General features: G+C 71.8%; 14 protein-coding genes. 8 read left to right on the plus strand and 6 right to left on the minus strand.

The window, feature by feature from the left end:
* Positions 1-86: 86 nt before the first annotated feature.
* Entirely contained in the window at positions 87-1,328 is a 1,242-nt protein-coding gene (locus tag OOJ91_RS21005; RefSeq protein ID WP_266247374.1) for an ATP-binding protein, read from the plus strand.
* 20 nt (positions 1,329-1,348) lie between these two features.
* Here OOJ91_RS21005 and OOJ91_RS21010 read toward each other — a convergent pair whose 3' ends face one another.
* Entirely contained in the window at positions 1,349-1,897 is a 549-nt protein-coding gene (locus OOJ91_RS21010) for a GNAT family N-acetyltransferase (RefSeq protein ID WP_266247375.1), read from the minus strand.
* A 134-nt stretch (positions 1,898-2,031) separates the two neighbouring features.
* On the opposite strand from OOJ91_RS21010, the gene OOJ91_RS21015 reads away from it, so the two are divergent.
* Positions 2,032-2,577, plus strand: coding sequence for a DoxX family protein (locus OOJ91_RS21015; RefSeq protein WP_266247377.1), 546 nt, complete (start codon positions 2,032-2,034; stop codon positions 2,575-2,577).
* A gap of 215 nt (positions 2,578-2,792) precedes the next feature.
* Complete coding sequence (locus OOJ91_RS21020) at positions 2,793-4,238, plus strand: glycosyltransferase 87 family protein (protein WP_266247378.1); 1,446 nt, start codon at positions 2,793-2,795, stop codon at positions 4,236-4,238.
* Between the two features lie 4 nt (positions 4,239-4,242).
* On the opposite strand, the gene OOJ91_RS21025 is transcribed toward OOJ91_RS21020, so the two are convergent.
* The 5 genes from OOJ91_RS21025 to OOJ91_RS21045 form a co-directional block, all read right to left on the minus strand.
* A complete protein-coding gene (locus OOJ91_RS21025) occupies positions 4,243-4,671 on the minus strand; it encodes a molybdenum cofactor biosynthesis protein MoaE (protein ID WP_266247380.1) in 429 nt (142 codons plus the stop codon).
* Positions 4,668-5,924, minus strand: coding sequence for a molybdopterin molybdotransferase MoeA (locus OOJ91_RS21030; protein WP_266247382.1), 1,257 nt, complete (start codon positions 5,922-5,924; stop codon positions 4,668-4,670). Before OOJ91_RS21030 ends, OOJ91_RS21025 begins: the two co-directional genes overlap by 4 nt.
* Before the next feature lie 161 nt (positions 5,925-6,085).
* Positions 6,086-6,556: a MogA/MoaB family molybdenum cofactor biosynthesis protein gene (locus OOJ91_RS21035; protein ID WP_266247384.1), complete on the minus strand. Its 471-nt coding sequence runs from the start codon at positions 6,554-6,556 to the stop codon at positions 6,086-6,088.
* Positions 6,553-7,044 carry a cyclic pyranopterin monophosphate synthase MoaC gene (gene moaC / locus OOJ91_RS21040; protein WP_266247385.1) on the minus strand — a complete coding sequence of 164 codons (492 nt, stop codon included), beginning with the start codon at positions 7,042-7,044 and terminating at the stop codon, positions 6,553-6,555. The genes OOJ91_RS21035 and moaC overlap by 4 nt, the downstream gene beginning before the upstream one ends.
* Positions 7,041-7,748, minus strand: coding sequence for an AfsR/SARP family transcriptional regulator (locus tag OOJ91_RS21045; protein WP_266247387.1), 708 nt, complete (start codon positions 7,746-7,748; stop codon positions 7,041-7,043). Before OOJ91_RS21045 ends, moaC begins: the two co-directional genes overlap by 4 nt.
* A 673-nt stretch (positions 7,749-8,421) precedes the next feature.
* Here OOJ91_RS21045 and OOJ91_RS21050 point away from each other — a divergent pair.
* The 5 genes from OOJ91_RS21050 (at position 8,422) to OOJ91_RS21070 (ending at position 14,392) form a co-directional block, all read left to right on the plus strand.
* Complete coding sequence (locus tag OOJ91_RS21050; RefSeq protein ID WP_266247389.1) at positions 8,422-10,947, plus strand: putative bifunctional diguanylate cyclase/phosphodiesterase; 2,526 nt, start codon at positions 8,422-8,424, stop codon at positions 10,945-10,947.
* 199 nt (positions 10,948-11,146) lie between these two features.
* Positions 11,147-12,484, plus strand: coding sequence for a glycosyltransferase 87 family protein (locus OOJ91_RS21055; protein WP_439117122.1), 1,338 nt, complete (start codon positions 11,147-11,149; stop codon positions 12,482-12,484).
* A gap of 41 nt (positions 12,485-12,525) precedes the next feature.
* Positions 12,526-13,158, plus strand: coding sequence for a phosphoribosyltransferase (locus OOJ91_RS21060; protein WP_266247393.1), 633 nt, complete (start codon positions 12,526-12,528; stop codon positions 13,156-13,158).
* 22 nt (positions 13,159-13,180) lie between these two features.
* Positions 13,181-13,558, plus strand: a complete 378-nt coding sequence (locus OOJ91_RS21065) for a zf-TFIIB domain-containing protein (RefSeq protein ID WP_266247394.1) — start codon at positions 13,181-13,183, stop codon at positions 13,556-13,558.
* Positions 13,559-13,714: 156 nt separating this feature from the next.
* Complete coding sequence (locus OOJ91_RS21070; protein ID WP_266247396.1) at positions 13,715-14,392, plus strand: maleylpyruvate isomerase N-terminal domain-containing protein; 678 nt, start codon at positions 13,715-13,717, stop codon at positions 14,390-14,392.
* Positions 14,393-14,403 lie beyond the last annotated feature (11 nt).

A 14,403-nucleotide genomic window follows, 5' to 3' on the forward strand; every position in this document is an offset into this window, starting at 1 on the left:
GTTTTGTGTCGACTGCTGCAACCCGCCGATAGCCCCATCTATCCATATCTAGCTTCGCAGCTAGAGGGCCCGATATTCTGCGATGCGTGGATCCGGTCCGCAACCCGTACGCCCCGGGCGCCGGCCAGCGCCCGCCCGAACTCGCCGGGCGGGGGCGGGAACTGGACGTCTTCGACATCGTGCTGGAGCGCATCGCCCGTGGTCGGCCCGAGCGCAGCCTCATGCTCACCGGCCTGCGCGGCGTCGGCAAGACCGTCCTGCTCAACACCCTGCGGTCCCAGGCGATCAATCGACTCTGGGGCAGCGGCAAGATCGAGGCCCGCCCGGACCAGTCACTGCGCCGCCCGGTCGCCGCGGCGTTGCACATGGCGGTCCGTGAACTCGCCCCCCGGCACCGCGCCCCGGACCGGATCGACGCCTTCCTCGGGGTGCTCAAGGCGTTCGCCCAGCGGTCCGCGCCCACCGGCCGCGCCGGCGCTCCGTCGAAGCTGCGCGACCGCTGGCAACCCGGCATCGACGTGCCCGCCGCGAGTGGCCGGGCCGACTCCGGCGACATCGAGATCGACCTGGTCGAGCTGTTCAGCGACGCCGCCGCCGTGGCCAGCGATGTGGGCACCGGCATTGCGGTCTTCATCGACGAGATGCAGGACGTGGGGCCGGAGGACGTCTCGGCTCTCTGCGCCGCCTGCCACGAGCTGTCCCAGATCGGTGCGCCGCTGATCGTCGTCGGCGCCGGGCTGCCACACCTACCGGCCGTGCTGAGCGCCGCCAAGTCGTACTCGGAGCGGCTCTTCCGCTACCAGCGCATCGACCGGCTCGACCGGATCGCCGCCGACCAGGCGCTCTGCGCGCCGGCCGAGCGCGAGGAGGTGGAGTACGAGCAGAAGGCGCTCGACCTGCTCTACGAGAAGTCCGGCGGCTACCCGTACTTCGTCCAGGCGTACGGCAAGGCGACCTGGGATCATGCGCCGCGGTCGCCGATCACCGCCGCCGACGTCCGGGTCGCCGCCCCGGAGGCCGAGGCCGAGCTGGCGGTCGGCTTCTTCGGCTCCCGGTTCGAGCGAGCCACCCCGGCCGAGCGCGAGTACATGCGGGTGATGGCCACGCTGTCCCTGGTGGAGGGCGAGTCCGGCGGCGCGGTCCGGGACGACATGGACGCCGCCGTGCCCACCGCCGAGATCGCCCGTGCCCTCGGCCGGAAGCCGGCCAGCCTCTCCCCGGCCCGGGACGCGCTGATCAAGAAGGGGCTCATCTACTCGGGCGAGCGGGGCACGGTGGCCTTCACCGTTCCGCACTTCGGCCGGTACCTACGCACGCAGCCAACCTGAGCGCCGCGCCCGCCGACGTTTCAGACCCTGGACCAGGGTGCCGGGAAGACCACCTCGCCACGCGGCGGTGGCCCCTCCTCGCTGGTGGACGGCGGCAGCACCAGCGCCTGCCAGGGCTCCCCGAGCCCGGCCCACGGGCTGGTCAGACCCAGCTCGGTGGCCGGCCCGAAGCCGAAGCGGCGGTAGAAGGCCGGGTCACCGAGGACCACGACGAGTCGCTCGCCCAGCTCGGTGGCGGCGTCCAGGGCGGCCTGCACCACCGCGCTGCCATGACCGACCCGCTGCCGGTGCGGCGCGACCGCCACCGGACCGAGCGTCAGGGCCGGTGCGACGGCACCTCCATCGGGTCGCACCCGCACCCGGGTGAGCAGCGAGTATCCGACTACCTCACCGCCGTACTCGGCGACCATGGCCAGCTCGGACACCCAGGCGTCGGTGCCGCGCAGGTCGTCGACCAGCTCCACCTCCGGCGGCGTCTGCACCTCCGGGCGGGCGAAAGCCGAGGCCAGCACCCGACGCACCGGGCCGGTGTCGGCCGGGCCTTCGGGGCGGAGCCGCAGCGTCGTCACCCGCGCGACGTTACCCGTGACGGGCCGTCCATCAGCGATGGTCGCTCGAATCGGCGTGGCGCACGTGCACACCGACCGATCCGGATCCGGCGGTTGCCGGGGTAGCAAACGCCGCGACGGGGTATGACTGATCCATGACGCCCGTACGCTCCCTCGCCCGCGCCATGCTGAGCGGCATCTTCGTGGTCAGCGGGTATCGCAACCTCCGCAACCCCGGCCGGCTCACCGTGGCCGCCAAACCGGTGACCGACAAGGTCGCGCCGATGCTGAAGATGGCGCACCCGAACTTCCCCACCGAGACCGAGACGTTGATCCGGCTCAACGCGGCGGTGCAGGTCGGTGCCGGGCTGATGCTGGCCACCGGACGGTTCAGCCGGCCCGCCGCGCTGATCCTCGCCGGCACGCTGGTGCCGGTGACCGTCGCCGGGCATCCGTTCTGGAACAACGACGACCCCATCGCCAAGAACAACAACGAGATCCACACCCTGAAGAATCTCGGGCTCTTCGGCGGTCTCCTGCTCGCCGCCGCCGACAACGGTGGCAAGCCGGGTATCCGCTGGCGTACGGGCCACCGCATCGGCCACTCTCGACGTTCCGTGCAGCGCGCCGTCCGCACCGCCCGCCGCGAGGCCCGGATCGCCGTCCGGTCAGCGGCCACCGCACGTCGACTCCCCGGCTGACCTGCGTCTATCTGCTTCGGTGTCACCCCCACCCCCCGCTAAGGCCACGAATTACCTGAACCACCCGGTAGGCGTTAACGCGGTGGAAATGTCAAAAACATGTGTGGGATCGGACACGGTCGCATAACGCGGGAGGCACTGACGTGAGGCGCCGTTCTAGGCTCCGTGCAGGACCTGGACGGGTAGGACGACCTTGGTACGGGGGTGGCCACGCCATGCCGACGGCTGTCGGTAGACGGGCGGACCGCCTCGCCCCAGTTCAACGCATGACGCGGGGGATCGATCGCAGGAACGTCGTACGGGGTGCCATCGTGGCCGCCGTCGCCTACGCCGCATGGCTCGCCATCGGTGAGTTCGGGCGACCGTACAACTTCTTCGATATGAAGATCTACCATGGTGCGGTGGCGTGGTGGGCGAGCGGTCACGAGCTGTACGAGTTCATCGCGCCCGGCACCACCCTGGGCTTCACCTACCCGCCCTTCGCCGGGCTCGTCATGCTGCCCATGGCGCAGCTGCCGATCGAGGCGGCGGGAATGGTCAACGCCCTCGCCAGCATCGCGGCGTTGACACTGGTGCTGGCCGGGCTGCTCCGCCCCATCGTGGACCGGCTGGCCTGGCCACTGTGGTTCACGGTGGCCCTGGCGGTGCCGCTCGCGCTCGCCATCGAGCCCAGCCGGGAGACGCTTGGCTACGGCCAGGTCAACCTCCTGCTGTTCGCACTGATCATGGCGGATCTGATCGGCCTGCGCTGGCGCTCGCGCCGGGGCACCCACTACGCGGCGACCGACGGCCCGCTGCTGCGCTTCGTCTACGGTGGCGCCTGGGCGGGCGCCGGAATCGGCCTGGCCACGGCGGTGAAGCTCACTCCGGCGTTGTTCATCGCCTACCTGCTGATCACCCGCCAGTGGCGGGTGGCGGCCACCGCGATCGGCACCACCATCGGCGTGACGATCGGGACCTTCGCGATCGTCGGCGACGAGTCGCGGACGTACTTCGGCAGCGTGCTCTGGCAGACCGAGCGGGTCGGCGCGGCCGACATGACGCCTAACCAGTCGCTCGCCGGCCTGCTCGCCCGGCTGTACGACTCGATCGAGACTCCCGGGCTGCTCTGGCTCGCCTTCTCGGTGCTGATCCTGGCGGTGGGTCTGTCCCGTGCGGCCAGTTCACGCGCCGACGGTGACGAGCTGACCGCGTTCACGCTGGTCGGGCTGACCGCCAACGTGATCAGCCCGATCTCCTGGACGCACCACCTCGTCTGGGTGATCCCGGCGATCATCGTGCTGGCCGACGCCGCAGTCCGGCGACGGGAGGCGAGCAGGAGTCTGGGGCAGCGCACCGGCCAGGGCAGCGCATTCGGTGGTCTGAGCGGGCTCAGCGGTCTTCGCCCGCCGATCTGGTATCCCACCTTGACCGGGTTCCGGCACGGCGTCGCCGCCCTCGGCCTCTATCTGCTCTTCCTGATCTCCCCCATCTGGCCGTACGAGCACCAACTGCCGGAGGTGTCGCACTACCAGGACGGTCTGTTCGGGGCGCTTATGGAGAACTCGCTGGCACTCGCCCTGATCGTGCTGGTCGCGGCGCTGCCCTGGCGCCCCGGCGCCGAGCCGGCGTTCTACGGCGAACGGCTCGCCCGAGCCGTGGTGGTCAACGGCCGCCGCTGAACGGTCAGGGACAGTTGACCCATTCCTCGCCACCGTCGGCGAAGACCTGGCGCTTCCAGATCGGCAACCGGGCCTTGGCCTCGTCGACGAGCCGGGCACAGGCGGCGAAGGCCGCGGCGCGGTGGGCCGTGCTCACCGCGGCGACAAGCGCCACGTCCCCGATGGCCAACGGCCCGACCCGGTGCGAGACCGCCACCGCGTAGACGTCAGGATCGGCGGCGATCTCGTCGGCCACCTCGCGCAGCACCTGCGCGGCGCTCGGGTGCCCCTCGTACTCCAGGCTCACCACCTGACGCCCGTGGTCGTGGTCGCGCACGACGCCCTTGAAGGAGACGACAGCCCCGGCCCGCCTGTCGGCGACCGCCGCCTCGTGCGCGGCGAGGTCGAGGGGCTGGTCGGTGACCTCGACGACGGTGATCGTCGGCGCGGTCACGACGCCCGCTCCCCGGACAGCAGCGGCAACGGGACGATCGGCACCCGGTCGCCCGGGCCTCCGTTGGTGCCCGGTCGGATGACGGCGAACCCGTCGGCGCCCGCGAGACCACGCAGCATCGCCGAACCCACGTGCCGCACCGGGTACGCCGTGCCGGCGGCACGGTCCAGTCGGACCAACGCCAGATGGGTGTGGTCGCCGCGCCCCGGCACCGCCTCGGCAAGCGTGGCCTGGGGCAACACCGGCATCGAGCGACCCTGGAGCCCGGCGAGCAGCGGCGCGACAAGTGACACCAGCGCGACGATGGCGGACTGCGGGTTGCCCGGCAGGCCGGCGACGAACCGGACCCGGCCGTCGTGATCGGCCAGCCGGGCGAGCAACATCGGGAAGCCCGGGCGGACCGCCACCGTGTTGACCACGTAGTCCGCGCCCAACGCCTCCAGGGTCGGGTGCAGGTGGTCGACCGGGCCGTGCATCGTGCCGCCGGTGGTGCAGACCAGGTCGGCGTTGGTGAGCGCCGCGCGCACCGCCGCCACGTGTGCGGGCAGCGTGTCGGCCACCGGGCCCACCACGTCCGACGGGCGGACGTGGCAGCCGTACCGGCGCAGCCACGCGGGCACAGCCGGGCCCAGCGCGTCGCGCACGCGGCCCGCCCCGGGCGGACCGGCCGTGAGCAACTCGTCACCGAACACCAGCAACGCGGCGCGCGGCGCCCGCCGGACCCGCAGCGTGTCGTGCCCGCAGGAGGCGGCCAGGCCGATCACCGCCGGGTCGATCGGCGTGCCGACAGGCAGAAGTTCCTCATCGGCGTACGCCTCCTCGCCCGGCTGCCGCCACTCAGGCGTCGGCCGGGGCGTGCCGCTGACCAGGCCGCCCGTGACTGTGGACTCCTCGATGCGCAGCACAGCGGTGGCGCCCTCGGGCACCATCGCGCCGGTCGCGATCTCGACTGTCGTGCCGTCCTCGGCGAGTGGCGCCGGGGTGTTGCCGGCCAACACCCGCCCGACGACGCGCCACGGCCCGGTGCCGCGGACCGCCCAGCCGTCCACGCTGGAGGTGGGGAACGCGGGCAGGTCGGTGCGGGTGGTCAGCGGCTCGGCCAGGGTCAGCCCGTCGGTGTCGACAAGCGGCCGCGCGACGGCAGGCAGCGCGGCGGCCAGACCCACCGCGTACACCCGGGACCGCGCCTCCTCCCACCCTGCCGGCGGGGGCGCGGCGACCCGGTCCGCGGTCGGTGCGGTTTCCGTGCTCACCTACCGAGCCTATCGGGACGGACCGACGCCCGCCGGGCCTGGGCGCGGACCGGCGGGTGGTCGCCGGCGCGGACCGATCAGTGGTCGCCGCGGACCGGCAGGTGGTCGCCGCGGACCGGCAGGTGGTCGCCGCGGACCGGCAGGTGGTCGCCGCGGACCGATCAGTGGTCGCCGCCGCGGAGCTGGTCGACGGCGTGCCCGAGGATCGGCCCGAGCACTGCCAACCCGTCGCGGGCGCCGCCGGTCGAGCCGGGCAGGTTCACCACAAGCATCCGGCCGGCCACCCCGGCCAGGCCCCGGGACAGGACCGAGGTGGGCACCCGCTCGCGACTGTGCGACCGGATCGCCTCGGCGATGCCGGGGATCTCGTAGTCCAACAGAGCCCGGGTCACGTCGGGCGTCCGGTCGGACGGGGTGACCCCGGTGCCGCCGCTGGTCAGCACCACGTCGACGCCGTCGCCGAGGGCGTCCCGCAGGGCGACGCCGACGGGCTCGCCGTCGGGCACCACCACCGGCTCGTCGACCTGACAGCCCAACTCGCGCAGACCGGCGACGAGCAGCGGGCCGCTGGTGTCGGCGTAGACGCCGGCCGCAGCCCGGTTGGACGCGACGATCACCCGGGCCCGGATCACTGCCGATCCTCCGGCCGGACCCACTCGCCGGTCTTGCCGCCCTCCTTGCGCAGCACCCGGACCGCCTCCACCGACGCCGCCGGATCGACCGCCTTGACCATGTCGATCAGGGCCAGGCCGGCGACCGCGACCGCGGTGAGCGCCTCCATCTCGACGCCCGTCCGATCCGCCGTACGAGCGGTGGCGGTGATCTCCACCGTGTCCGCGGTGAGCCGCAGGTCGACTGTGACACCGTGCAGGGCGATCGGGTGGCAGAGCGGGATCAGGTCCGGAGTGCGCTTGGCCCCCATGATGCCGGCGAGCCGCCCCACCGCAAGCGCGTCACCCTTGGGCAACCCGTCGCGGTGCAGCAGGTCGACGACCTCGGGCGTGGTGCGCAAACGGCCCGCCGCGACGGCCACCCGGCCGGTCACCGGTTTGGCGGAGACATCGACCATGCGGGCCGCGCCGGCACGGTCGACGTGGCTGAGCTGCGCGGGTTCGGTCACGGCCGTGAGCCTATCGGTGCGGTACGACGAAGGGCGCTCGGCGGCGGCGCCCGGCGCGCGGGGGGCGCCTGGGCGGTGTCCCCACGTTCGTACAGGCCCCGCATGAGAAGGACGTACGCCGACTCGCGGAGCGGGTGCCGGGCGACCACCTCCCTCAACAAGGGAATCGCCAGGTCGTCACGGCCCGAGCGCAACTGCGCCTCGGCGAGGAGTTCCGTGGCGACCAGGCGCTCTTCTCCGGCGGCCACCGCGCGGGCGGTCAGCACAGGCCCAAGTGGGATGCCGGCGAGCATCGGACCGCGCCAACGAGCTAGCGCGCGACTAAGCAAATCCCGAGCCTGATCAAGACGGCCAGCCGCAAGGGCCTCCCGACCCGCGCTCCGGTCCGACTCGAAGCGGAAAACGTCGATCAACTCAGGCCGTACGTCAAGCCGATAGCCGTTCCGCTGTCGCACGACGGCGCAGCCGCCGGACGGCAAAGACTCAAAGGTCCGACGCAGATTGGCGGCATAGCTCAGCACATTCGCAACCGCTGATCGCGGTGGGTAATCACTCCACAACTCGTCAACGAGATCGTCCACTGGCACCAGTCGACCCGGCTGAAGTACAAGCATCGCGAAGATCGCCTGCTGTTTGGGTGTGCCAAGGCGCAAACTGCGAGTCGGCAGTCGCACCGAAAGACCGCCCAGCACCTCAATCTCCACGTGCCCCGCTCCAGCCGTCGCCGGTGTTCATTCGATCACGCAACGAAGTCTACGGCCCCCTCTTCGACGCCACAGCGCCTGAGTGGCGCACCGGAACAGCCCGGGGGCAGATGGGGAATCCCGCGAAAGGCAGCCGGCCGGTCGTCGCGAACGCATCGTGGCAACAGCAAGTTGCACCGCCACGTGCCGCGACGCGACTGTCACGCGTTGTCCGCTGCGGCCTCTGTCACGCCGCAAACCCGCACGTTTGCCCGACCCGCGCCGCGCGCTACCCAAACTTCGGATGAAACAACCCCCGAAAGCCATCCAGACTCAACGAATAACACGATGATGAACAGGGATAAGGTACGCAGTTACCTACCGCCACCTGGAAGTCGGCGCCCGCAAGCCCCCGACCGCACTCCGTTTAGTCGTGATGGACAGAACGTAGCAAAGCCGCTCTATCTTGACTAATATTGCGCATACCGACATATATTTCTTTTAAGCTGACCATCCTCCTCTTAAGCTGCCATTCATACGAAGACCTCCCCAGAGGCAGGTCACCGAATGGCACGAGAAGAGGAAGGGGCATTGCGATGCGCGGCAGCGAGTGGGACTGACAAGTCGACTGGGACGTGCGTGAGTCCCGGCCGGTAGGCTACGAACACGGCGGAGGCAGTTCTTCGGGGGTGGTATGACCCTTCCTCAGCGACGAGAGATTGAGACCGATCGGCGGCTACGGCTGCTCGTCGGTCTCGTCGTCGTTGTGGCGGCAGTCATCACCGCCGCGTCCCTGCCTGTCGCAGTGCACTCCGCACGGACCGCCACGATGAACGATGTCGCGGTGCTCGTCGTGCTCACCGCGACGATCGCGCTGGGCACGATGGTCAAAGCGAGGGTGCGGATCCGCTCCACCACCCACTCGATCAGTTGGACCGAAACCGCGATCATCATCGGCCTCGCCATCGCTCCGGCCTCGATGGTGGTGCTCTGCACCGCGGTCGGCATCGCCTTCACCGCACGCCGTCAGACGCCGATCAAGCTGGCTTTCAGCATGGGAAAGAACGTCATCGTGGCCTGGGGTGCCGGCATCACCCTGGCGATGACGACCTGGAACTGGCCGCCCGAGAACCTCGTCGCCCTGATCATGCCGATGACGCTGGCCTACCTGGTCGCGGCTCTCCTGGACGACGCGTTGGCCATCCCGGTCATCGCGCTGGCATCCAGAACCAAGATCTCGAAGCAGTTCCGAAGCAATCTCGACCTCCGTATGGCCGGCTTCGCCGTACGGTTCATGGTCGCGGTTTGTACGCTGCTGATCCTCGACGCCAACCTCAAGCTCCTGTTGGCCGTCCCACCGCTCGTGGTCAGTCTGCACCTGGCCTACTCGACAAGAATTCGCACGCGCACCGAGCAACAGGCGTGGCAGCGGCTCGCCCGCACCACCGACGCGCTCAACGTGGTCGACCTGGACAACGTGCTCACCACCGCCGTCACCCAGGCCGCCGAGTTGTTCTCCGCCGACGAGGTCGAGATCGAGCTACGCGACGGCGGCCGCACCGTTCGCGGCGGCACCGGCGGAATCACCTTCGACGGACCGACCGGCACGTCCACCGACGTGGACGGCACCATCGTGCCCGCCCCGCTGGAAGGCCACGACCGCTCCGTCGACGTCGGCATCCTGCGCCTGCGCTTCCGTGGGCCGGTGCAGCTCTCCGAGCGGGAGCAGTACACGCTGCGCACCTTCGCCTCGGCCCTCTGCACGGCCGTTCGCAACGCCCAGGCGTACGCCGAACTGGCCCGCGTCGCCGACGAGCACGCGTACGCCGCCACCCACGACGCGCTCACCAACCTCGCGAACCGGCGGCACCTCCTCGACCAGGGCACCGAGCATCTGAGCGCCCGGCACGCGGACGGGGTCACCGCTCTGGTGTTGATCGACCTCAACCACTTCAAGGAGGTCAACGACACCCTCGGCCACGCCGCCGGCGACCAGGTACTGGTCCAGGTCGCCGACCGGTTGCGACGCGCCGCCCAGTCAAGCGATCTGGTGGCACGCCTCGGCGGCGACGAGTTCGCCGTACTCCTGCGGGGGCTGCCGGCCCCCGCGGTGGCCGCGCACCGGGCCGAGACGCTGCTCGCCGCCCTGCACGAGCCGTTCGAGCTGGACGGCATGCGCATCAGCGTCGAGGCCAGCGGCGGAATCTCCGTCGCACCGGCCAGCGGCGGCATGGCCGAGCTGCTGCGCCGCGCGGACGTCGCCATGTACCAGGCGAAACGGGCCGGGCAGCGCATCTCCACGTATGCCCCGACCCGGGACACCGCTGACCTGAGCCGCCTCACTCTCGGCGGTGACCTGCCCCGCGCCGTCGCCGACCACGAGTTCATCGTCAACTTCCAGCCGATCGTCGACCTGGGCACCGGCGAGGTGACAAGCGCGGAGGCGCTGGCCCGCTGGCACCACCCCACCCACGGGCTGATCGACCCGCTGCGCTTCCTGGAGGCGGTGGAGCGTTCGGGAATGCTGCCGGCCTTCGCCGAGGCGATCCTCGACCAGGCACTGATCGCCGCGGTCAACTGGCGCGACGCCGGCTTCGACGTACCGGTCGCGGTAAACGTGTCGCCGCGCAGCCTGCTCGACGCCCGCTTTCCGGGCTCGGTGCTGGCCCGGCTGCGTGCCCACGACCTCCCGCCGGACCGACTGGTGCTGGAGCTGACCGAGACGCTGACACTCAGCCAGCTCGACGTGGTCGACCGGGTGCTCAGCCGGCTCCGCGACGAGGGCGTGCGGTTGGCGCTTGACGACTTCGGCACCGGCTACTCGTCGCTCTCCCTGCTCTCCCGGATCCCGGTGCACGAGCTGAAGATCGACCGCAGTTTCGTGACGACAATGGAGAGCTCGGCCGAGGCCGCAGCCGTCATCCGCTCCACCCTCGACCTGGGCCGCAGCCTCAACCTGGCGGTGGTGGCCGAGGGCGTGGAGAGCGAGCCGCAGCGACGCGCCCTCTGGGAGTTGGGCTGCGTGGCCGGCCAGGGGCACCTCTTCGCCCGGCCGATGCCCGCCGGCACCCTGCTCGCCGCGTTGCAGCGCGGGTCGGGGGGCCAACCCGGCACCCTGGCGCCGCCGCTGCACGACACCGGCGCGGTGATCCGGCTGAGCCAGAGCCGCCGCCAGGCTGGACGCTCCCGCCCCGACCGCCTTCCGCACCTCCCGGCCTGACCGCACACGCCGCCCGGCAACGCTCCACCGCCGCTCGCACCGGCACCGCCACGAGAAGCCTCGCGCCAGCACCACCACGAGAAGCCTCGCACCGGGACCGCCACGGGAAGCAGAGCGGCCGCCGCCGGTGTGACCGAGGCCGGCCGGAACCCCGCGGACGACCGGGTGACCAGCGAGGTCTGCCAGACTGGCGCCCGTGATCGCCGACGCCCCGACCGCCCGCCGCCACCGCTGGCGGACGCTCGACACCGCCGCCGACGGACTCGCACTCGACCTGGGCCTCTACGCCGTCTCGACCCTCTTCGCGGCGATCACCGCGGTCACGTCGACCCTGCTGCCGCACCGCGCCTGGGGCGCGGTCGCCGCCGTCGGCTACCTGATCGCGACACTGACCGTGATCGTCCAACTCCTCAGGCGTCGGCGCAGCCCGGCGTCCCGACTCGTCGGCCTTCCGGCCCGCTGGGCGGTGACCGGCTTCGCCTGGGTGAGCACCGCGCTGCTACCCGCGTTCTGGCAGAGCGTCGAGCGGGCCACCGGACGCACCGACCGCGCGCAGGAGGAGGTGCTGGTCGTCGAACAGGCCGGCATCCGCCTGCTGGAACACGGCACGCCGTACCTCGGTCGAGACGCGATCGCCGCCCTGCCCGCCGGTGACCAACTGCTCGGCTACACGCCGTACCAACCCGGTATGGCGCTGTTCGGCCTGCCCCGGGCACTCGCCGACACCTGGTGGACCGACGCCCGGGTGTGGTTTGCGGTGGGCACCGCGCTGGCGCTCGCCCTGGCCGTGGCCGCCCTGCGCGCCGCGCCGGGCACCGTCGGCGGGCCTCTCCTCGGGGCGCACCGCTCCGACGCCGCGCTGCTGCGGGGCGTGCAGGCCGCCACAGTCCTGCCCATCTGCGCGCTCACCCTCGCCACCGGCGGCGACGACATGCCCGTACTCGCGCTCTGCCTGCTGGCCCTCGCACTCGCCGCCACCGGTCGGCCCGGCCGGGCCGGCCTCGCGGTCGGGTTGGCGGGCGCGCTGAAGCTGTTCGCCTGGCCGATCGCCCTGGTCCTGATCGTCTGGGGTCTGACCCGGCGGGCCGGCGCCCGCGTCGCGGCCGGCGCGATCGGGTTGCCCGTCGCCGCCCTGCTCCCGGCCCTGCTCGTCGACCGCGACGCGCTGACCGAGAACGTCCTGCGCTTCCCGCTCGGGCACGGCCTGGTCACCAGCCCGGCGCAGTCCCCGTTCCCCGGGCAACTGATCGCCGCCACGCTGCCCGGCGGCCGGCTGATCGCCGCCGCCCTGCTTGTCGCGGCCGGAGCCGCCATCGCCGTCCGACTCGCGCGCCGCCCGCCCGGCACCGCCGCCGCCACCGCAATGATCTGCGGGTACGGACTCCTCGCCGCAATCGCGCTGATGCCCTCCACCCGATTCGGATACCTGCTGTACCCGCTGGCCCTGCTCACCTGGGCACCCGCACTGCACCGCCCCGACACCGCACCGACCACTCCGGCGCCCGACCCTCTGCCCGGTCGGGCCACATCGGTCTAACCGGCGGGCGGAACGTCGCCGCACCGCGTACACCTGAAGGCATGACCACCTACCGCGACCGCGCCGAGGCGGGCCGGGTGCTCGCCGAGCGGCTCAACGCCCTGGTCGGCGAACCGGACGCCGTCGTCCTCGGCCTCGTCCGCGGCGGCGTACCGGTGGCCCGGGTCGTCGCCGAACGGCTCGGCGCCCCACTCGACGTGCTGGTCGTCCGCAAGCTCGGCATGCCCTGGGCCCGGGAGGTCGCCTTCGGCGCGCTCGGCCCGGGTGGGGTGCAGGTGCTCAACGACGCGATCGCCAGCCGCCTCAGCAGCGACGACATCGCCGAGGTCAGCCAGCGCGAACAGGTTGAGCTGGAGCGGCGCGAGCGGCTCTACCGGGGCGGTCGCCCACAGTTGGACCTCGCCGGGCGCGTCGCCGTGATCGTCGATGACGGCCTGGCCACCGGCGCCACCGCCCGCGCGGCCGTCGAGGTCGTCCGCCGGCTCGGCGCCCGCCGGGTGGTGGTGGCCGTGCCGGTCGGCGCGCAGGAGGCGTACGAGCTGCTGGCGGCCGAGGCCGACCAGGTCGTCTGCGCCCAACGCCCGCCGGATTTCGGCGCGGTGAGCGTCTACTACGACGACTTCCACGAGGTCTCCGACGACGAGGTCGTCGACGCGCTCACAGCAACCGCTTAGCTCGACCAGGTACCGTCGGGTGATGAATAGCCTCACCTGTCCCAAGTGTCACGGCGAAATGCGTCAATATGAGCGCAGCGGTGTCGTCATCGACCAGTGCGGGGAGTGCCGGGGCATCTTCCTCGACCGCGGCGAGTTGGAGAAGCTGTTCGAGGCAGAGGCCAACTGGAGCCGCCAGCAGGCCGGCGGCCCGCCGCAGCAGCCCGTCCAGCAGCAGCCGGGTGGCTACCCGCCGCCGCACCAGCCCGGCTACGGCGCGGTCCCCCCGCCGCCGCCCCCGCCGCCCGTCCACGGCTACCCGCCGGCGCCTGCCTACGGCCATCAGCAACAGCACCAGGGCTACCACGGCCACTACCGGCAGAAGAAGCGCAAGGGCTTCCTCGACGAGATGTTCGGCTGAGCCCTTCCGGCGGAGTCATCCCAGGCGACATGCCTCTGAGTCCCGGGACTCAGAGGCATGTCAGTCGTCGCAGTTCGCACGTCTCGTGTGCGGCCGGGCGCAGCACCACGCCGTCGATGGTTGGCGGCCGGGGCGCCTCATGCGAGGCTGCATCGCATGACCGAGATCCGGCCGGACGAGGCCCTCGCCCAGGCGTACGACGGCATCACGGCGGTGGTCGGCGGCCTGGACGACACACACCTGCAACGCGCAACCCGCTGCCAGGGCTGGCTCGTGGCGGACCTGCTGCTGCACGTGCTCGGCGACGCCCAGCGGGCACTTGTGGCCCTGGCCAGCCCCGTCGACGGCCCCGCCGACACCGACGACGTGTCCTACTGGCGCGGCTTCCCCGGCGGCGCTGACGGGGCCGTTCGGCACGCCTGGTGGGTTCGCCGGTCGGCGTCCGCCTTCGACCGGCCGACAGGCATCGTCCGGCTCTGGGAAGAGACCGCCCCGGCGGCGGTCCGTGCCGCCTCCTCCGCAGACCCCGAGGGGTACGTCACCACGCAGGGGCACGTGCTCCGCGTACCGGATCTCCTGGCCACCCTGACCACCGAGGCCGTGGTACACCACCTGGACCTGACGGCGGAAATGCCGGACGCGCCTCCACCCGGCCCACTGGCGGTACGGGTCGCGGTGTCCACTATGGACGGCCTGCTCAGCGACGACGCGGTCCGCCCCGCCGCATGGGACGACACCGAGTTTCTCCTGAAGGCCACCGGCAGGATCCCGCTCAGCGACCGGGACCGACTGGAGTTGGGTGAGGCGGCGGGCTGGTTCCCCCTGCTCGGGTAGGGTGCTCCGGT

Origin of the sequence: Micromonospora lupini (assembly GCF_026342015.1) — a bacterium.
In the GTDB taxonomy this organism is placed as follows: Bacteria; Actinomycetota; Actinomycetes; order Mycobacteriales; family Micromonosporaceae; genus Micromonospora; species Micromonospora lupini_B.